The sequence below is a fragment of the Micromonospora sp. ATA51 genome (genome assembly GCF_016802855.1).
Lineage (GTDB): Bacteria > Actinomycetota > Actinomycetes > Mycobacteriales > Micromonosporaceae > Micromonospora > Micromonospora sicca.
The window spans coordinates 1-19,925 of record NZ_JAEVHJ010000113.1 but is presented as its reverse complement, the minus strand read 5'-3'; the positions used below and the strand labels follow the sequence as shown (position 1 = coordinate 19,925).

Sequence of the window (19,925 nt, the reverse complement as noted above, 5' to 3'; positions counted from 1 at the left end):
GTGGCGAGGAGGGTGGGGCCGGGGGTCGCGGTGAGGGTGTGCAGCAGGGCCGTGCGGGAGGTGCGGGCGGCGGCGGGATCCTCCTCGTGGGCGTACGCGAGGGTGGGGTCGACCAGTTGCACGGCGTGCACCAGCAGGTCGCCGGTGAGCAGCAGGCGCTCGTCGCCGGAGTCGACCAGCACCGACTGGTGGCCGGGGGTGTGGCCCGGGGTGCTCAGCACGCGTACCGCCGGGGTCAGCGGGGTGTCGCCGTCGACCACCCGGAGCCGGCCGGCGGCGCGCAACGGGCCGACCAGCCGGGCCGGCAGCTCGGGGTGGAACGACTCCAGCGCGTCCAGCTCGGTCCGCTGCACCAGGTATTCGGCGTTCGGAAAGTAGGGGCGGCCCGGCGTGCCGGTCACCGCCCAGCCGATGTGGTCGCTGTGCAGGTGGGTCAGCACCACGGTTCGCACGTCGGCGGGATCGACGCCGGCGGCGGCCAGTTCCGCCGGCAGCCGGCCCGGCACCGGCGCCCAGCTCGCGGCGGGCGAGTCGGCCGGGCCGATGCCGGCGTCGACCAGCGTCACCGGCCCATCGTCGTCACGGACGGCGAAGCTGCGGAACTGCAGCCACCACTCCCCGTCGGCGGTCACCGACCCGGGATCGCGCCGGTCGGCCTCGCGCCACTGCGCCTCGGTGGCGTCGGGGAACGCCTCGGCGCGGGGCTGGAAGAACGGGCCCTCGCCGTCGGTGAGGGCGGTGACCGTGATAGACCCGAGGGTGCGGCTCAGTGGCATCCGGTGATGCTGCCAGTGGTTTCCTGCGCCGTGCACCCCGATTCCCGGGCGACCGAGGCCGGCTGGGGCACCCCGGTCAGTTTCCAGTACGCTCGTACTGCTTGAGCACGTGTCCCCCGAGAGGAGCGCCGGCCGATGGCGAAGATCAAGGTAAACAACCCGGTCGTGGAAATCGACGGCGACGAGATGACCCGGATCATCTGGAAGCAGATCCGGGAGCAGCTGATCCTGCCCTACCTCGACGTCGACCTGCACTACTACGACCTGTCGATCCAGCACCGCGACGAGACCGACGACCAGGTCACCGTCGACGCCGCCAACGCCATCAAGCAGCACGGCGTGGGCGTCAAGTGCGCGACCATCACCCCGGACGAGGCCCGGGTCGAGGAGTTCGGCCTGAAGAAGATGTGGCGGTCGCCGAACGGCACCATCCGCAACATCCTCGGCGGCGTCGTCTTCCGCGAGCCGATCATCATGTCCAACGTGCCGCGGCTGGTCCCCGGCTGGACCAAGCCGATCATCATCGGCCGGCACGCCCACGGTGACCAGTACAAGGCCACCGACTTCGTCGTCCCCGGCCCGGGCACGGTGACCATCACCTACACCCCGGCCGACGGCGCGCCCCCATGGAGATGGAGGTCGCCAACTTCCCCGGCGGCGGCATCGCCATGGGCATGTACAACTTCGACGAGTCGATCCGGGACTTCGCCCGGGCCTCGTTCCGGTACGGGCTGGACCGCAACTACCCGGTCTACCTGTCCACCAAGAACACCATCCTCAAGGCGTACGACGGCCGGTTCAAGGACATCTTCGCCGAGGTGTTCGAGAACGAGTTCAAGGCCGAGTTCGACGCCGCCGGCATCACCTACGAGCACCGGCTGATCGACGACATGGTCGCCGCCGCGCTCAAGTGGGAGGGCGGCTACGTCTGGGCCTGCAAGAACTACGACGGTGACGTGCAGTCCGACACCGTCGCGCAGGGCTTCGGCTCGCTCGGCCTGATGACCTCGGTGCTGCTCTCCCCGGACGGCCACACCGTCGAGGCGGAGGCCGCGCACGGCACGGTCACCCGGCACTACCGGCAGTGGCAGAAGGGCGAGAAGACCTCGACCAACCCGATCGCGTCGATCTACGCCTGGACCCGGGGCCTGGCCCACCGGGGCAAGCTGGACGGCACCCCGGCGGTCACCGAGTTCGCCAACACCCTGGAGCAGGTCATCGTCGACACCGTCGAGGGTGGCCAGATGACCAAGGACCTCGCGCTGCTCATCTCGCGGGACGCCCCGTGGCTGACCACCGACGAGTTCATGAACGCGCTCGACGAGAACCTGGCGCGCAAGATCAACGCCTGATTCCGCCCCGCGTCACCGACCGAGCCCGCCGGCACCCGCCGGCGGGCTTCGTCGTACCCGGGGGCGACGTGCGCGTCGGCCGTGGTGGCGCCGGTGACCGTCGCGGCGTCACCCCGTGGGGGTGCGGGTCGTTGAGCTGGGTGGACGTGATGCCAGTCCCGTCCAGGAAGGTTGACCGCGGTCGCCTCGCGGCCCGAGTGCCGATCAGCCAGCCTTCCCGGCTGTCGCGCACAGCCAGCCGTCCCTTCCCTGCGGGGGGCCCTGTCCCGGGCCCCCCGCGCCCTGTCTCCCGCCTCTCCCGCCTCTGCCGGCAGCCGCCCCGCGTCGGCGCCTGGGCTCATGATCCACTCGCGTTGCGGCAGGTGGCGGTGTCCCGGTCGTCCGACACCGCCACCTCGCGCAGCTCAGGTGGACCATGCCGGACCGGACCGGACCGGGCCGGGCCACGGGCCGAGGTCAGGCGGCGCGGAGGAGTTCGGCGGCCCGCTCAGGGGCGATGTCGTTGATGAAGACGCCCATCCCGGACTCCGAGCCGGCCAGGTACTTCAGCTTGTCCCTGGCGCGGCGGATGGTGAACAGCTGCAGGTGCAGGTGCCCCAGCTCGCGGTCGATCCGCACCGGCGCCTGGTGCCAGGCCGCGATGTACGGCATGGGCAGGTCGAACAGCCCGTCGAAGCGGCGCAGCACGTCCAGGTAGAGCGGCCCGAACGCGTCCCGCTCGGCGTCGTCGAGCGCCGGGATGTCCGGCACCGGCCGGTGCGGGGCGACGTGCACCTCGAACGGCCAGCGGGCGGCCGCCGGGACGTACGCGGTCCAGTGCTCGTTGCTCGCCACCACCCGCTCCCCGGCGGCCCGCTCGGCGGCGAGCACGTCGGCGTAGAGGTTGCCGCCGGTCCGCTCGGCGTGCCGCCGCGCGGCGGCCAGCATCGACCGGGTCCGCGGCGTGACGAACGGGTACGCGTAGATCTGGCCGTGCGGGTGGTGCAGGGTCACGCCGATCTCCACGCCCCGGTTCTCGAACGGGAAGATCTGCTCCACCCCGGGCAGCTCACCCAGCGCGGTGGTCCGGTCGGCGAGCGCGTCCAGCACGTCCGCACCCGGCGCGGCGGTAGACCGGCGAAGGAGGCGTTGTGGTCGTCGGTGAAGCAGACCACCTCGCACCGGCCGCGCCCCGGGCGGACCGGGGTGAACGGGGTGATCTCCGCCGGCTCCTCGGCCACCCGCTGGCTCAGTGCCGGGAAGCGGTTCTCGAAGACCGCCACGTCGTAGTCGGGGGCCGGGATCTCGCTGAGCCGGTCGGCGGTCGACGGGCAGAGCGGGCACTGGTCGGCCGGGGGCAGGAAGGTGCGGGTCTGCCGGTGCACCGCCACCGCCACCCACTCGTCGGTGAGCGGGTCGAAGCGCAGCTGGGACGCGGGCGGCGGCGGGAGGAGGTCGCGGAGGTCCGGCCGGTCGCGGACCGCGTCGTCCCGCTCGTCGAAGTAGATCAGCTCACGGCCGTCGGCCAGCTCGATCTGCGTACGCTTCACTCCGCCGCCTCCTCCGTGAGCCGCCCCGTGGCCCGCACAATCACCAGCTCACCCACCTTCTCGTCGAGTACCCGTCGTGCTTCCGGCGCCAACCGGTCGTCGGTGACCAGCACGTCCGCGGCGTCCAGACCGACGATGGAGGAGATCCCCACCGTGCCCCACTTGGTGTGGTCGGCGAGGACGACCAGCCGATCGGCGGCCGCCACCAGGGCCCGGTCGGTGTCCGCCTCCATCAGGTTGGGCGTGGTGAAGCCGGCCCGCTCGCTGATCCCGTGCACGCCGAGGAAGAGCAGGTCCAGGTGGAGCGAGGCGATCGCGGCCACGGCCAGCGGGCCGACCAGCGCGTCGGAGGGCGTACGGACACCGCCGGTGAGCACCACCGTCTGGTCCGGCCGCCCGCCCACGTGCAGGATCTCGGCCACCGGCAGCGAATTGGTCACCACGGTCAGCCCCGGCACGTCGACCAGGCGGCGGGCCAGCTCCGCGGTGGTCGTACCAGCCGACAGGGCGATCGCGGCGCCGGGGCGGACCAGCTCGGCGGCGCGGTTGGCGATCGCCGCCTTCTCCGCCGACTGGCGGACCGCCTTGGCGTGGAAGCCGGGTTCGTCGGTGGAGCTCGGGCCGGTCAGCGTGGCGCCGCCGTGCACCTTGGCGAGGAGGCCCTGCTCGTGCAGCGTCTCCAGGTCCCGCCGGATGGTCATGTCGGAGACGCCGAACTCGGCGGCCAGCTCGGTGACCCGCACGCCGCCGGCGCTGCGGACCCGATCCAGGATGGCCGTCTGCCGCTGCCGCGCCAGCATCCGTCGCACCTCCGGGGTCCCGCGACCACGTGTCCACGCGGTCGAACGTGTTCCAACAAAGATGAACACTAGCGCGCAGAAGGTCACGACGGAAGGAATGCCGCTGCAGACGACGCCGCCGCCCGTCCCCGCCGGCCGGTCGACGAGCGGACCGGGGCGGGAAGCGGGCGGCGGCGGGGCCGAACGGGAGGCGGGCGGCGGGACGCCGCGCGGGTCAGGCGGACTGGAGGCGGGGCTCCACCCAGCCGGTCTCGGTCAGGTGGTTCATCACCACCTGGACCGCCTCCTCGATGGTCATCTCGGTGGTGTCCACCACCAGGTCGGCGTCGGCCGGCTCCTCGTACGGGTCGTCGATGCCGGTCATCCCGGTGAGCAGGCCGGCCCGGGCGCGGGCGTAGAGGCCCTTGCGGTCACGCTGCTCGCAGACCTCCAGCGGGGTGGCGACGTGGACCAGCAGGAACCCCGCCCCGGCGGCGTGCGCCATCTCCCGGGCGGTGGCCCGGGCGGCGGCGTACGGGGCGATCGGGCAGCAGATCCCCACCCCCCGGTGCCGGGCGATCTCGGCGGCCACCCAACCGATCCGGCGCACGTTGAGGTCCCGGTCGGCCTTGCTGAAGGTCAGCCCGGCGGAGAGCTCCCGGCGCACCACATCCCCGTCGAGCAGGGTGATCGTCCGGTCGCCTCCCTCGCGCAGGGAATCCGCCAGACCGCGGGCGATGGTCGACTTGCCGGACCCGGAGAGCCCGGTGAAGAAGACCACCAGCCCCCGGTGCCGGCGCGGCGGGCGGGCCCGGACCAGCTCCTTGGCCACCGCCGGCGGGGTGTGCCACTCGGGCAGCGGGAAGCCCCGGTCCAGCAGGTCGTCGATCTCCTCCTGGGTCAGCGCCAGCCGCCGGTTGCGCGGCGGGATGTCCTCCCGCCAGCGCCACTGCCCGTCCCGGTTGTCGTAGGCCAGCTCGCGGGGCACCAGCACCCGCAGGCCCGCCCCGGAGAACACGTCGGTGGTGGAGAGCAGGTGGGTCACCCCGTACGCGGCGGCGACCCGGGCCCGCAGCAGCGCGTCGCTGATCTCGTCGCGCCGCCGGACCAGCGGCACCGCCACCAGGGTGGCCGGGGGCATCCGGTCCCGGGCGGCGAAGACGCTGCGGACCAGCGCCTCGGCCGGCAGCCCACCGGTCGCCTCCTCGCCCACCGGGATCATCACCAGCAGGTGCGCGCCGAGCGTGCGGGCCGCGTGCGCGATCTGGGCGAGCTGCGGCCGGTGCAGCGGACGGTCGGCGAACACCCCGAGCACCCGGCCCGGGGGCAGCAGCGCCTTGACCTCGTCCGGGCCGCGGCGCAGCCGCTGGAACGGCCCGTGCCCGCCGTCGCCGAGCCGGCGGACCGCGCCGCCCACGCCCGCCGTGCCGTCCCGCACCGGCCAGACGTCGGTCACGTCCATCGCGGCCACCGGGGCGCCCTCGCCGTCGGTGAGCACCAGCGCCCGGCGCAGCGGGTCGTCCAGCGCCAGGCCGTCGGCGAGCGCCGCCGGCACCTGCAGGGTCACCGGTACGGGCCAGGGCGTCCCGTCGGCGAGCCGGCCGCGTCGGCTCAGCGCGGCCAGGTCGGCGCGGGTCATGAAGCCGGTCAGCGGGGCGTACGCCCCGGTCAGCAGCAACTCCAGATCGGCCAGTTCACTGGTGCGTGGCGCGTACGCCGGAGCATCCCGCAGCACGTCCTCGGGCAGCACCCACCCGTTGCTCATCTAACCCCCAACTCACCGGCCGGCACACAGTTTCGCAGCCCACCGGCGATCGGTCGAGAGCGCCACTCCACCTGCCGGCCACCGGCCGTTCGGGCGGCCGGCGGCCGGGCGCCGCCGGATCAGCCGGCGGGGGTCAGCGGGGCCGCGCCGAACGACACCGCGAACCGCTCGCACCAGATCGACACGCTGGTCAGCCCGGTCGGTTCGGTCCCGGCCGGCAGGTCGTACGCCTGGTCGCCCCGGTTGCCCTTGAGCGGGCCCAGTTCGACCCGGCGGCCGTCGTCGAAGACCTTCCACCCGGACGGCCCGGTGCGGACCGGCTGGTCGGTCAGCGCCGGTGGTGTCGTGCCTTACGGGAGGCTTACCCCTAGTGGGGGAACCGGCCAAGGATCAGGGGCGCGCCGGATGCCGCGACGAGCACCCACTTCCTAGGCTGTGCAGCGTGACACTGATCGCGACCGAGTCGCTGACCAAGACGTACGGAGGTCGGGTCACCGCGTTGGCCGACCTCACGGTGTCGGTCGAGCCGGGGATCATCGGCCTGGTCGGCGCGAACGGCGCCGGCAAGTCCACGCTGATCAAGATCCTGCTCGGCCTGCTCCCGCCCACCAGCGGCCGGGTCGCCGTGCTCGGCCTCGACCCGATCACCGACCCGGCGGCGGTCCGCGCCCGGGTCGGCTACATGCCCGAGCACGACGCCCTGCCGCCGGACCTCTCCGCCGCCGAGCTGGTCACGCACCTGGGCCGGATCAGCGGCCTGCCCCGGACGGTGGCCCGCGAGCGCGCCTCCGAGGCGCTGCGCCACGTCGGCCTCTACGAGGAGCGCTACCGACCGGTCGGCGGCTACTCCACCGGCATGAAGCAGCGGGTCAAGCTCGCCCAGGCCCTGGTGCACGATCCGGACCTGCTGCTCCTCGACGAGCCGACCAACGGCCTCGACCCGGCCGGCCGGGACGCCATGCTCGCCCTGATCCACCGGATCGGCACCGAGTTCGGCATCTCCGTGCTCGTCTGCTCGCACCTGCTCGGCGAGGTGGAGCGGATCTGCGACACGCTGGTCGCCATCGACGGCGGCCGGCTGCTCCGCGCCGACCGGATCGCCGCGATGACGTCGGTGACCGACGTGCTCGCGGTCGAGGTCAGCGAGGGTACGGACGACCTCGCGACCCGGCTCGCCGCGCTCGACCTGCCGGTGGCCCGGGAGGGGCGGCTGCTGCTCGTCCCGCTCGCCGACGACGCCACCTACGACCTGATCCTCGGCGCGGTCGCCGAGCTGGACCTGCCGCTGCACCGGCTGGACCAGCGCCGGCACCGGGTGGCCGAACTCTTCGCCACGAGGGAGCCCAGCCATGTCTGAGCCGACCGGTGTCATCCACGACATCGGCTACCAGCGCTACACCGGCCCGCGACTGGGCCGCCGGAACGTCTTCGGCGCGCTCTACCTGCACGGCCTGCGGACCGTCTTCGGGTTGGGCCGTACCGCCAAGGCGAAGATCTTCCCCTGGCTGGTGGTCGGCATCGTCACCCTGGTCGCCGCCGGGATCACCGCGGTCCGCAGCCAGATCGGCGAGGTGGTGATGACGTACGCCCAGTTCGCCGACTCGATGAGCTGGCTGGTCATCTTCTTCGTCGCGGTGGCCGCCCCCGAGCTGGTCTCTCGGGATCTGCGCAGCGGCGTGCTGCCGCTGTACTTCTCCCGGCCGCTGCCCCGCGACGACTACCCGCTGGCCAAGCTGCTGGCCCTGGTCACCGCGATCTGGCTGCTGCTCGGCGGGCCGCAGCTGGTGATGTTCCTCGGCGCCGCGTTCACCACCGACAAGGGCATGCGCGGGGTCTGGGACGAGCTGCTCGACCTGCTGCCCGGCCTGCTCTACGCCGGGCTGTGGGCGGCGGTCTTCGCCTCGATCGGGCTGCTGGTCGCCTCGCTCACCGGCAAGCGCGCCTTCGCCGCCGGCGGGATCGTGGCGGTCTTCCTGATGACCACCCCGATCGTCGGGACGCTGTCGATCCTGCCGTCCCGGACGATCAACGAGCTGGCCTTCCTCGCGTCGCCCTCGACGCTCGTCGGCGGGGTGGGCACCTGGGCGCTCGGCGACCTGCTGGTGCCCGAGGGCCGGGGCGGCGGCGTCCCGATCGGTGGCTTCGGCCCCGTCTACGGGGTGGCCGCCGTCCTGCTGGTCGCCGCCTGCGTCGCCCTGCTGTTGCTGCGATACCGGAAGGTGGCCGCCCGATGACCACGCTCAGCGCCAGCCCGGAGGCGGCGGCCCCGACCGCCGCCGCCAGCACCCTCGACCTGGCCGGCGTGTCCCGCTGGTACGGCAACGTGGTGGCGGTCAACGACGTCACCATGCGCCTCGGCCCGGGGGTGACCGGCCTGCTCGGCCCGAACGGGGCCGGCAAGACCACCCTGCTGCACATGATGGCCGGGTTCCTCGCCCCCTCGCGGGGCGCGGTGACCCTGGACGGGGAGCCGACCTGGCGCAACCCGGGCGTCTACCGGCGGCTCGGCCTGGTCAGCGAGCGGGAGGCGGTGCACTCCTTCCTCACCGCGTACGAGTTCGTGCTGGCCAGCGCCAAGCTGCACCGGCTGCGACCCGGAGGCGGCGGCCCGGCGGGCGATCGCCCTGGTCGAGATGGCCGACGCGCAGGACCGGCGGATCGGCACGTACTCCAAGGGCATGCGGCAGCGGACCCGGGTCGCCGCGGCGCTGGTCCACGACCCGCAGGTGCTGCTGCTCGACGAGCCGTTCAACGGGATGGACCCGCGCCAGCGGCTGCACATGATGCAGCTGCTGCACCGCCTGGGCGACGCCGGCCGGACCATCCTGTTCAGCTCGCACATCCTGGAGGAGGTCGAGCAGGTCTCCGGCACCGTCCAGGTGATGGTGGCCGGAAGGCTCGCCGCCTCCGGCGACTTCCGCACCATCCGCCGGCTGATGACCAACCGGCCGCACGTGTTCGCGGTCCGCTCCACCGACGACCGGGCGCTGGCCGTGGCGCTGATGGCCGAGGTCTCGGTCACCGGCGTCGAACTGGACCGGGCCGGCCTGACCGTGCGGGCGGGTGACTACGGCGCCTTCACCCGGGCGCTGCCGAAGATCGCGCTCGCCCACGGCATCCGGGTCCGGCAGTTGACCCCCGAGGACGAGTCCCTGGAGAGCGTCTTCTCCTACCTGGTGGAGGCCTGATGTCGACCGTTTCCTGGATCACCGCGCGCGGGCTCTTCGGCCGCCGCCGGTTCCTGATGCTGCTGCCCCTGCCGCTCGTGCTGGTGGCGTTGGCGGTGCTCTGCCGGTCGCTGGGGGTGGACCCGGGCCAGTGGGGGCCGCCCGTGCTGGTCGGTCTCGGCCTGGCCGTGGTGCTGCCGGTGGTGGCGCTGATCGTCGGCACCGGCGTGCTCGGCGCTGAGATCGACGACGGGACGGTGGTGCACATCCTCACCAAGCCGCTGCCCCGCTGGCAGATCGTGCTGCCGAAGCTGGCGGTGGCCGTCGGGGTCAGCGCGGCCACCGTCGCCGTGCCGCTCTACGTCGCCGGCGTGCTGGCCGATTCGGTACGCCTCGGCCTGGCGCTCGCCGCCGCCTCGGCGCTCGGCGCGCTGGCGTACTCGGCGCTGTTCCTGGCGCTCAGCCTGGTCACCCGACGGCCGGTCCTGCTCGGGCTGGTCTACGTGCTGATCTGGGAGGGGCTGCTCGGCAACTTCGTCAGCGGCACGAAGGTGCTCTCGATCCAGCAGTGGGTGATCGCCCTCGCCGACCGGATGGCCCCGACCGAACTGCTCTCCACCACGGTCTCCGTCCCGGTCGCCGGGGTGCTCACCGCCCTGGTCAGCGTCGGCTTCACCGTCCTGGCGATCGACCGCCTCCGCTCCTTCTCGGTGGCTGGCGAGACGAGCTGACGCCGCCCGGTGGCATCGGGTGCCGCCGCGAGCGATATGCCTGAGAGGCATATTTATGACTCTCAGGCATATCGCTCACCGAGGAGCTGCCTCCGCGCCGCCTCCGGTCAGAAGGCGCAGGCGATGACCAGCTCCGGGGTGCGGTCGGGGAGCAGGTCGAGTTTCGCGATCCGGCCGGCCGCGCGGAGGTCGTCGGCGATCAGCGTGAGCTGGTCCAGCAGGGCGGCCGGGCCGAGCGCCTCGGCCAGCGGGACCTCCGCCTTCATCGACAGCTTCCGCTCCGACTTGGCCCGGCGCACCTGGCTGAGCGCGTCGGAGGCCAGCCGCAGCAGCTCCGGGTCACCGGGCGCCTGGACCGCCCGACCCACCTCGTACGTCGTCGGCCAGGTCGAGCGGTGCACCGAGCCGTACCGCCACCACGACCAGACCTCCTCGGTGACGAAGGGCAGCACCGGCGCGAAGAGCCGCAACTGCACCGACAGCGCGGTGGCCAGAGCGGCCCGGGCCGAGTCGGCGCCCGGCCCGGTGCCGTAGGCGCGCTCCTTCACCAGTTCGATGTAGTCGTCGCAGAACCGCCAGAAGAACGCCTCCGTCGCCATCAGGGCGGCCGTCTGGTCGTACCCGTCGAAGGCGGTGGTCGCGGCGGTGACCACGCCGGACAGTTCGGCGAGCATGGCGGTGTCCAGCGGCTCGGTCGCCGCGGCCCGCAACGCGTCCGCGGCGCCCAGCCCGAGGGCGAACCGGGACGCGTTGAGCAGCTTGGTGGCCAACCGCCGGCCCACCCTGATCTGGGCCGCGTCGAAGGCCAGGTCCATGCCGGGCTTGCCGTTGGCCGCCCAGTACCGGACGGCGTCCGAGCCGTGCTCCTCCAGCAGCCCCGTCGGGGTGGTCACGTTCCCCTTGGACTTGGACATCTTCTTCCGGTCCGGGTCGAGGATCCAGCCGGAGAGCACCGCGTCCCGCCAGGGCAGCACGCCGTGCTCCAGATGCGACCGGACCACCGTGGCGAAGAGCCAGGTCCGGATGATCTCCTGGCCCTGCGGGCGCAGATCCATCGGGAAGACCCGGCGGAACAGGTCCGGGTCGGTCTCCCAACCACCGACGATCTGCGGGGTCAGCGACGAGGTCGCCCAGGTGTCCAGCACGTCCGGGTCGCCGACGAAACCGCCCGGCACACCGCGCTGCGACTCGTCGAAACCGGCCGGGGCGTCGCTGGACGGGTCGATCGGCAGCTGCGCCTCCTCCGGTGTGAGACGCTGGGTCCAGTCCGGCTCGCCAGCGTCGTCGAGCCGGTACCACACCGGCACCGGCACCCCGAAGAAGCGTTGCCGGCTGACCAGCCAGTCGCCGTTCAGCCCGCCCACCCAGTGGTCGTACCGGTGCTTCATGTGCTCGGGCACCCAGCGCAGCTCCTCGCCGCGGGCCAGCAGCTCGGCCCGCAGGTGGGCGTCCCGGCCGCCGTTGCGCAGGTACCACTGCCGGGTCGAGACGATCTCCAGCGGGCGGTCGCCCTTCTCATAGAACTTGACCGGGTGGGTGAGCTCGCGCGGCTCGCCGACCAGGTCGCCCGCGTCGGCCAGCAGCTGCACGATCGTCCGGCGGGCGCCGTTGACCGTCTGCCCGGCCAGCGCCCCGTACGGCTCCGCCGGCACCCCGGCCGGCGGCTCGGGCAGCAGCCGGCGTCCCGGCCGATCACCACCCGGGTCGGCAGGTCCAGCTCCCGCCACCAGGTCACGTCGCTCAGGTCGCCGAAGGTGCAGACCATCGCGATGCCGGTGCCCTTGGCCGGGTCCGCCAGCGGGTGCGTGCGCACCGGCACCTCGACCCCGAAGAGCGGGGTACGCACCGACGCCCCGACCAGGCCGGCGTACCGCTCGTCGTCCGGATGGCAGACCAGCGCCACGCAGGCCGGCAGCAGCTCCGGCCGGGTGGTGTCGATCAGCACCTCCCGCCCGTCCGGCCCGTGGAACCGCAGCCGGTGGTACGCCCCGGGCCGCTCCCGGTCCTCCAGCTCCGCCTGGGCCACCGCGGTGCCGAACCCGACATCCCAGAGCGTCGGCGCCTCCGCCTGGTACGCCTCGCCCCGGGCCAGGTTCCGCAGGAACGCGCGCTGGCTGGTGGTGCGGGCGAGCCGCCCGATCGTGGTGTACGTCAGCGACCAGTCCACCGACAGTCCGAGCCGCCGCCACAGTGCCTCGAAGATCTGCTCGTCGGAGGCGGTCAGCTTCTCGCACAGCTCGATGAAGTTGCGCCGGGAGATCGACGTCGGGTTCTTCCGGGCGGCGTCGCTCACCGGGGCGGCGGGCGGCACCCAGGACGGGTCGTACGGCAGGGCGGTGTCGGGGCGCACCCCGTACACGTTCTGCGCCCGGCGTTCGGTGGGCAGGCCGTTGTCGTCCCAGCCGATCGGGTAGAAGACCGTGCGGCCGCGCATCCGCTGGAACCGGGCCACCGTGTCCGTGTGCGTGTACGAGAAGACGTGTCCCATGTGCAGCTCGCCGGATACGGTCGGCGGCGGGGTGTCGATCGCGTACACGTCCGAGCGCTCCTTCGCGCGGTCGAACGCGTACGTGCCGTCCTCCTGCCAGCGGCGCGCCCAGGTCTCCTCGATGCCGTCCAGGGTCGGACGTTCGGGGACGCCGGCGCGGGCCGTCCTCGCCGTATCGGTCATCAGCCGATCCTAGGCAGCCAGTGACGGAACGACCACGGCTTAACCATCGTGCCGCCCTGCCGGTTGTCTCCGAGACCACGGCGACGCCGGAGCAACCCTGACGGTCCTCAGATCAGCGAGTCCCGCCACTGGCTGTGCAGGGTGGCGTACCGGCCGCCCGCGGCGGCCAGCTCGGCGGGGGGACCGTCCTCCACGATCCGGCCGCCGTCGAGCACCAGCACCCGGTCGGCGATCTCCACGGTGGAGAGCCGGTGCGCGATCACCAGGGCGGTCCGGTCCCGCATGATGCTGCCGAGCGCCCGCTGCACCAGCCGCTCGGTCGGCACGTCCAGCGACGAGGTCGCCTCGTCCAGGATCAGCACCCGCGGGTCGGCCAGGAACGCCCGGGCGAACGCGACGAGCTGGCGCTGCCCCGCGGAGAGCCGGCCGCCGCGCCGGTGCACCTCGGTGGCGTACCCGTCGGGGAGCGCGGCGATGAAGTCGTGCGCGCCGATGGCCCGGGCCGCGGCCTCCACCGCCGCGTCGTCCGCGCCCGGCCGGCCGAACCGGATGTTCTCCGCCACCGAGCCGCTGAACAGGTGGTTCTCCTGGGTGACCAGCACCACCGCCCGGCGCAGCTCGGCGTCGGCCAGGTTGCGCAGGTCCACCCCGTCGAGGGTGACCGCGCCGGCGGCCGGGTCGTGGAACCGGGCCAGCAGCTTGGCGATGGTCGACTTGCCGGCGCCGGTCGGGCCGATCAGCGCGACGGTCTGCCCGGCCGGCACGGTCAGCTCCAGCTCGGACAGGATCGGCGCGTCGGGCCGGTAGCCGAAGGAGACCGACCGGAAGGCGACGGCGCCCCGGCCCGGCCCGGCTGGCAGCGACGTTGGCCGCTCCGGCTCGGCCACCGCGGGCCGCTCGTCGAGCACCCCGGCCAGCTTCTCCAGCGCGGCCGTGGCCGACTGCAGCGAGTTGTAGAACTGGCTCAGTTCCTGCATCGGCTCGAAGAACCGGCGCAGGTAGAGCAGGAACGCGGCGAGCACGCCCACCTCGGTCCGCCCGCCCAGCACCCGCCAGCCGCCGTAGCCCAGCACCACCGCCACGGTGAGGTTGCCGATCACCTTGATCCCCGGCGAGTAGACCGCGATCAGCCGGAAGGCGCGCAGGCTGGCCTGCCGGTAGTCGTCGTTCACCGCCGCGAAGATCCGCTGGTTGCGCGGCTCCCGCCGGTACGCCTGCACCGCCCGGATGCCCCGCAGCGACTCGACGAAGTGCACGATGACCAGCGCGACCGCCTCCCGGGTCCGCCGGTACGCCCCGGCGGAGGCGCGGGCGAACCAGCGGGACAGCCAGAACAGGAACGGGAAGGCGAGCAGGGTGGCCGCGGCCAGCGGCAGGTCCAGCCAGAGCAGGATGCCGGCGACGGAGAGCACCGACAGGGCGGCGACCACCAGGTTGTCGATCCCGCCGTCGACCAGCTCGGCGATCGAGTCGAGGTCGCTGGTCAGCCGGGCGACCATCCGGCCGGACGTGTACCGCTCGTGGAAGCCGACGTCCAGGCGGAGGAAGTGGCCGTAGACCCGCTGGCGGAGGTCGAGCAGGACGGCCTGGCCGATCCGGGCGGCGAGGGTGAGGAAGCACCGCCGGGCCGCGTACTCGGTGACGCTCGCGGTGGCGAACGCGGCGGCGACGGCGACCAGCGGCCCCGGGTCGCCGGCCCGCAGCGGCGTGATGGCCCGGTCGATGCCCAGCATGACCAGGTACGGGCCGGACATCGCGGCGGCGTTCTGGGCCAGCAGCAGGGTCACCGCCAGCCCGAGCCGCCGCCGGTGTGGGCGGAGGAGCTGCCCGAGCAGCGCCCGGCTACGGGCCCGGAGCCGGGCGACGGCCTCCGGCGCGACGTCCTCGGCCCGGCTGCGGTCGGCGTCCGGGTCGGTGGCCCGCCCGCGCCACCGGGCCAGGTCGAGCTCGTCGTCCAGGGCGTGCCTCGGTCGCGGGACTGTCGGTGATCCGTCCGGCGGCTCCGTCACGAGCGCACCAGGCCGGCGCCGTCGTGCCGTTCCACCGGCCCGGCCGACAGCACCGCCCGGTACGCGGGCACGGTGGCCAGCAGCTCGGAGTGGGTGCCGACGGCGACGATCCGGCCGTTGTCGAGCAGGGCCACCCGGTCGGCGAGCGCCACGGTCGACGGTCGGTGCACCACCAGCAGCGCGGTGGTGTCCCGTAGCACCCGCCGCAGCGCCGCCTCGACCAGCGCCTCGGTGTGCACGTCGAGGGCGGAGAGCGGGTCGTCCAGGACGAGCAGCGCCGGCCGGCCGAGCACCGCCCGGGCCAGCGCCAGCCGCTGCCGCTGCCCGCCGGAGAGGGAGAGCCCCTGCTCGCCGGCCCGGGTGGCCAGCCCCCATGGAAGGTCGTACGCGAACTCGGCCTGGGCGAGAGCGAGCGCCGCCCGGACCTCCTCCTCGCCGGCGGCCGGCCGGCCGAGGGTCAGGTTCTCCCAGACCGACATGGAGAAGAGCGTCGGCTCCTCGAAGGCCACCCCGACCAGCCGGCGCAGCGAGGCGAGCCGCAGGTCCCGCAGGTCGTGCCCGTCCAGGGTGATCCGCCCGCCGGTCACGTCGTGCAGCCGGGGGACCAGCGAGAGCAGCGTGCTCTTGCCGCAGCCGGTGGCCCCGACGAGGGCGAGCGTCTCGCCCGGCTCGACGGTCAGGTCCACCTCCCGCAGCACCGGCGCGCAGCCCGGGTAGTGGAACGAGACGCCCTCGAAGCGCACCCGGCCGCGCACCTGCGCGCGGTCCAGCGTCCGCGCGTGCGGGGCGTCCACGATGGTGGGCCGGGTGTCCAGCACCTCCTGGATCCGGTCGGCCGCGGTCGCCGCCTCCTGCCCGTTGGCGATGATCCAGCCGAGCGACTGCACCGGCCAGATCAGCATCAGCTGGAGGCTGACGAAGGCGACCAGCTCGCCGATGCTGAGCGCGCCACGGGCGGCGGCGGCCGTGCCGGCCACCAGCACCACCCCGAGGGTCAGGTTGGGCACCAGGTCGAGCAGCGCCGAGGTGCGGGCCAGCAGCCGGGCCTTGGCGATGCCGGTGTCGTGCAGCGCGCGGGCGCCGCCGGTGAACCGGGCCGCCAGCTCCGGCCCCCGTCCGTACGCCCGCATGGTGCGCAGCCCCTGCGCCGTCTCCTCGACCAGCGTGGCCACGTCGCCCTGCTGGTCCTGCATCCGGCGGGAGGCGGCGTGGTAGTGCCGGGCGAACCGGCGGCTGATCAGGAACAGCGGCACCGCGCTGGCCGCCACCAGCAGTCCCAGCGCCGGGTGCAGGCGGACCAGCAGCACCACCACGGCCAGGTAGGTGACCAGGTTGAGGATCAGGAAGAGCAGGCCGAAGGAGAGGAACCGGCGGATCACCGACAGGTCGCTGGTGATCCGGGAGAGCAGTTGGCCCGACTGCCACCGGTCGTGGAAGCCGGCCGGCAGGCGTTGCAGGTGGGCGTAGATGTCGGCGCGGATGGCCGCCTCCATGCCGACCGAGGAGGAGGACTGGGTCCACCGCCGGATGAAGATCAGCACGGCCTCGGCCAGGCCGAGCAGGAGGGCGAGCAGGCCGAGCCGGAACAGCCCGGCCGCGTCGTGCCCGGCGACGGGTCCGTCCACCACCCGCTGCACCACCAGCGGTACGGCCAGGCTGGCCGCGGTGGCCGCGAGGGCCGCGACGAGCAGCCAGGCGAACTCCACCGCGTACGGGCGCAGGTAGGGGCGCAGCCGCCAGAGGTTGCGCAGCGGATGCCGGCCGGCGCCGTCCCGGGCCGCCGGGTCGCCGTCGCTCTGCGCAGGCACTACCCGACGGTAGCGGCAAACGGTGGCGGTGCCGGTGTCAGCTTGCCGTCAACCGCCGCTCATGACCGAGAAGCCACTTCTTCACGTCCAACCCCCAGCGGTAGCCGCCGAGTGTCCCGTCGGTGCGCAGCACCCGGTGGCAGGGGACGAAGAGCGCGGCGGCGTTGCGGGCGCAGGCGGCCGCGGCGGCGCGGACCGCCGCGGGGCGCCGGCCAGCCCGGCGAAACCGGTGTACGTCACCGGCTCGCCCGGCTTCACCTCGCGGAGCACCTGCCAGGCGTGGCTCATGAACTCGCCCCCGCTGTGCTGCTCCACCGGCACCGCGTCGATCGCGGTCAGGTCACCGTCCAGGTAGGAGCGGACGGCCACGGTCACCGGGCCGAGATCCGGTCGGTCCCGCAGCTCGCCGCGCAGGCTCGGGTGGGTCAGCGGCAGCAGGCCGGCCGGGTCGGCGGTGAAACCGGCCGCGCGGACCGCCCCGTCGGGGCCGGTCAGGATGCTCAGCGGGCCGGCGGGCGTGTCGATGACGCTGCTGTCCAGGATGGTCATGCTGCTCTCCAGAGTCGGATCACCGCGTACGACCGCCAGGGGCGCCAGCGGTCGGCGTACGCGTCGAGGTTCTTCGGGTCGGTGGGCAGGCCGAGCGCGGCAGCGCCCCGGCGTACGGCGAGGTCGGTGGGGAGGAAGACGTCCGGGTCGCCGAGGGCCCGCATCGCCACGTAGCCGGCGGTCCACGGCCCGATCCCGGGCAGCGCCGTCAGCCGCCGTACGGTCTCCCTCCCGATCCCCACCCGGCTCCAGCTCCGAGCCCCCCGTCCACCACCGCCCGCGCCACCCCCCGGATCGTCTCCCGCCGCACGGCGGCATCCGGAAGGCGCCATCCGGCAACCCCACCACCTCCTCCGCCGTGAGGAACCCCCGCAGCGCCCCACCCCGCTCGGGTCGATCATGAAGTCGTTGTCCCGACACGCCGTGCTCGACGGCAACATCGGGGTGGACGGCGGGGTCGGGGGTGGGGGTGGCTGCCTGGAGGAGGCGGGTGAGGGTGGTTCGGGCGGACTGGAGGGAGACCTGTTGGGTGGTGATGGCGCGGAGCGCCATCTCGAAGCCGTCGACGGCGCGGGGGAGACGGACTCCCGGTTCCGCCCGCACCGCCGGCGCCAGGGCGGGATCGTGGGCGAGGGTCTCGTCGACGGCGGTGGGGTCGGCGTCGAGGTCGAGCAGGCGGCGACAGCGAGCGACCGCGGGGGCCAGGTCGCGCATGTCGGCCAGCCGCAGGGTCGCGGACACGTGCCCGTCGGCCGGGGTCAGCGCCACCTCGCCGGTCCCGTGCGGCAGCCGCAACCCCCGGCGGTACGTCCCGTCGCGGACCTCCTCCACGCCGGGCAGCGCCCGCAGCGCGAGGAAGTCGAGCAGCGCCGCCGCGTGCAACGGCGGCCGGTACGCCAGCCGCAGCGTGATCGTGCCCGCCCCGCCGGCCGCCGGCTGGCCGCCCCGGCTGACCCGCAGCTCGGACGGGGCCGCCGCGTACACCTCCCGGACCGTGTCGTTGAACTGCCGGACGCTGCCGAACCCGGCGGCGAACGCGATCTCGGCCATGCCCAGGCCGGTGGTCTCGATGAGGATCCGGGCGGTCTGGGCGCGCTGGGCGCGGGCCAGCGCGAGCGGCCCGGCGCCCAGTTCGGCGCGGAGCATCCGGTGCAGGTGCCGCTCGGTGTAGCCCAGCCGGGCCGCCAACCCCGGTACGCCGTCCCGGTCGACCACCCCGTCGGCGATCAGCCGCATCGCCCGCCCGACCACGTCGGCCCGGACGTCCCACTGTGGCGAGCCCGGCGCCGCGTCGGGGCGGCAGCGGCGGCAGGCCCGCAACCCGGCGCCCTGCGCCGCGGCGGCCGACGGGAAGAACCGGACGTTCTGCCGCTTCGGCGTCGTCGCCGGGCAGGACGGCCGGCAGTAGATCCCGGTCGAGGTCACGCCGGTGTAGAACCAGCCGTCGAACCGCTGGTCACGGCTGTCCACGGCCCGGTAGCACCGTTCGAAGTCCAACTCCACGCCACCGATACTGCCTCGCCGCTCGGGGCGACGGCTGGCGGGATTCGGACCTGGCCGTGCGGAGGTCGGCGGGGACTCCGTGCGGGGTTGGCAGGCCGCCTCCGCCTGCTCCCGGTACATGACCGCGCGCAGGTAACCCTCCGGGTCGGCGTGCCGCAGCGTCCGCCACTTCGGGATGGTCCTGGCCAGCGCCGACTGGACCAGGTCCTCGGCGGCGTGCCGGTCCCCGGTGAGCAGGTACGCGACCCGCATCAGCGCCGGGGTGCGGCTCGCCACGAAGTCGGCCAGCCGGGCCCGTTCGCCCTCGTCCACCCACCCTCCCCGTTCTCACTGTCACAGCTACAGACGCCCCAGCTCGGGCCAGCTATCCCTGACGTGGCAACGATTTCCGGGCCGAAAGTGTCGGTCGCGGCCGGTACCGTCCCGCCACCAACTCAAGAAAAGGTGCGGGGGATGGCGAGCGTGGCCGGGCGAGGTGCCCGCTGATGCGGTCCGGACGGGTCCGGCTGGACCGCGCGGTGGTGCAGGGCTTCTACGACCGGATGCGGGTGGTGGCGCCGGCAGCCTACGGCGCGATCGAGCGGGACCGCGCCGACGACCCGGGGCGGGCCTTTCCGGAGACCGCCTGCGGCCGGCTCGCCGGTTCGCTGGACGTGGCCGGGCTGCGTGCGCTGGGCATGTGGGCGCACCACTGGTGTGTGCGCTTCTACGACGACGACACCCGGGTGGGCCTGCGGCTGGTCCGGGAGATCGCCGGCCGGGCGGGGCTGGGCTGGACCGTCGACGAGGTGCGCTGGATGCTCGACGAGTCGGACGCGGCCGGCCCGGCCGCCGTGCACCGGTTCGTCCTGCCGCGCGCCGCGGCGGCGGAGCTGTCGCCCGGCGCGCTGCCTGACCGGGTGGACCGCGACGGCCCCGACTGGCGTCGGTTGCTCGCCGGCTGACCGGGCAGCTGGCCGACCACCATCGCGGTGACCGCCACGACGAAGCCAGCGAGCTGCACCGGGCCGAGCGCTTGGCCGAGCACCAGCCAGCCGAACGCGGCGGCGGTCAGCGGGCTGAGCGCGCCCAGCACCGACACCCGGGTCACCGGCAGCAGCGCGACCCCCCGGAACCAGAGCGCGTACGCCCCGGCGGTGCCGACCAGTCCGAGCCAGGCGTACCCGAGCAGGGCGGGCCGGTCCGGTACGGCCGGCGCGCCCTCGACGGCGGCGGCCAGCGGCACGATCAGCAGGCCGCCCGCAACGAGCTGCCAGCTCGTCGCGGCGAGGTGCCGACCCCGGCGG

7 protein-coding genes and 10 pseudogenes are annotated in these 19,925 nt (G+C 73.9%); 6 read left to right on the top strand and 11 right to left on the bottom strand.

Features of this window, described 5'->3' with window-relative positions:
* Positions 1-776 (bottom strand): MBL fold metallo-hydrolase (locus JNW87_RS18725; RefSeq protein ID WP_238454118.1); only part of this gene is annotated, 776 nt, incomplete at its 3' end.
* Positions 777-911: 135 nt separating this feature from the next.
* Here JNW87_RS18725 and JNW87_RS18720 point away from each other — a divergent pair.
* A pseudogene (locus JNW87_RS18720) lies at positions 912-2,128 on the top strand (NADP-dependent isocitrate dehydrogenase).
* A 456-nt stretch (positions 2,129-2,584) separates the two neighbouring features.
* On the opposite strand, the pseudogene galT reads toward JNW87_RS18720, so the two are convergent.
* The 4 genes and pseudogenes from galT to JNW87_RS18700 form a co-directional block, all read right to left on the bottom strand.
* A pseudogene (galT, locus tag JNW87_RS18715) lies at positions 2,585-3,657 on the bottom strand (galactose-1-phosphate uridylyltransferase).
* Positions 3,654-4,457 (bottom strand): DeoR/GlpR family DNA-binding transcription regulator, encoded by an 804-nt coding sequence (locus tag JNW87_RS18710; RefSeq protein WP_109801745.1) that lies wholly within the window; start codon positions 4,455-4,457, stop codon positions 3,654-3,656. Before JNW87_RS18710 ends, galT begins: the two are co-directional and overlap by 4 nt.
* A 214-nt stretch (positions 4,458-4,671) precedes the next feature.
* Positions 4,672-6,201 (bottom strand): adenylyl-sulfate kinase, encoded by a 1,530-nt coding sequence (gene cysC, locus JNW87_RS18705; RefSeq protein WP_109800673.1) that lies wholly within the window; start codon positions 6,199-6,201, stop codon positions 4,672-4,674.
* A gap of 119 nt (positions 6,202-6,320) precedes the next feature.
* Positions 6,321-6,533, bottom strand: a pseudogene (locus tag JNW87_RS18700) (DM13 domain-containing protein); the annotation flags it as partial.
* 110 nt (positions 6,534-6,643) lie between these two features.
* Here JNW87_RS18700 and JNW87_RS18695 point away from each other — a divergent pair.
* From JNW87_RS18695 to JNW87_RS18680, 4 genes and pseudogenes are all read left to right on the top strand, one after another.
* Positions 6,644-7,558 (top strand): ABC transporter ATP-binding protein, encoded by a 915-nt coding sequence (locus JNW87_RS18695; protein ID WP_109800674.1) that lies wholly within the window; start codon positions 6,644-6,646, stop codon positions 7,556-7,558.
* On the top strand, positions 7,551-8,435 hold the full coding sequence (locus JNW87_RS18690) for an ABC transporter permease (RefSeq protein ID WP_109800675.1): 885 nt from the start codon (positions 7,551-7,553) through the stop codon (positions 8,433-8,435). The genes JNW87_RS18695 and JNW87_RS18690 overlap by 8 nt, the downstream gene beginning before the upstream one ends.
* Positions 8,432-9,389, top strand: a pseudogene (locus JNW87_RS18685) (ABC transporter ATP-binding protein). Before JNW87_RS18690 ends, JNW87_RS18685 begins: the two are co-directional and overlap by 4 nt.
* Entirely contained in the window at positions 9,389-10,099 is a 711-nt protein-coding gene (locus tag JNW87_RS18680) for an ABC transporter permease (protein ID WP_109800677.1), read from the top strand. Before JNW87_RS18685 ends, JNW87_RS18680 begins: the two are co-directional and overlap by 1 nt.
* A 107-nt stretch (positions 10,100-10,206) precedes the next feature.
* Here the strand turns inward: JNW87_RS18680 and valS are convergent.
* From valS to JNW87_RS41550, 5 pseudogenes are all read right to left on the bottom strand, one after another.
* Positions 10,207-12,770 (bottom strand): annotated as a pseudogene (gene valS / locus JNW87_RS18675) (valine--tRNA ligase).
* A 107-nt stretch (positions 12,771-12,877) separates the two neighbouring features.
* A pseudogene (locus JNW87_RS41555) lies at positions 12,878-16,587 on the bottom strand (ABC transporter transmembrane domain-containing protein); the annotation flags it as partial.
* A 37-nt stretch (positions 16,588-16,624) separates the two neighbouring features.
* A pseudogene (locus tag JNW87_RS18660) lies at positions 16,625-17,136 on the bottom strand (methylated-DNA--[protein]-cysteine S-methyltransferase).
* Positions 17,133-18,639, bottom strand: a pseudogene (locus tag JNW87_RS18655) (DNA-3-methyladenine glycosylase 2 family protein). The pseudogenes JNW87_RS18660 and JNW87_RS18655 overlap by 4 nt, the downstream one beginning before the upstream one ends.
* Positions 18,640-18,816: 177 nt before the next feature.
* A pseudogene (locus JNW87_RS41550) lies at positions 18,817-18,891 on the bottom strand (SigE family RNA polymerase sigma factor); the annotation flags it as partial.
* A gap of 233 nt (positions 18,892-19,124) precedes the next feature.
* On the opposite strand from JNW87_RS41550, the gene JNW87_RS18645 reads away from it, so the two are divergent.
* Positions 19,125-19,583 carry a hypothetical protein gene (locus JNW87_RS18645; protein ID WP_236647795.1) on the top strand — a complete coding sequence of 153 codons (459 nt, stop codon included), beginning with the start codon at positions 19,125-19,127 and terminating at the stop codon, positions 19,581-19,583.
* A gap of 77 nt (positions 19,584-19,660) precedes the next feature.
* On the opposite strand, the pseudogene JNW87_RS18640 reads toward JNW87_RS18645, so the two are convergent.
* A pseudogene (locus JNW87_RS18640) lies at positions 19,661-19,864 on the bottom strand (EamA family transporter); the annotation flags it as partial.
* Positions 19,865-19,925 lie beyond the last annotated feature (61 nt).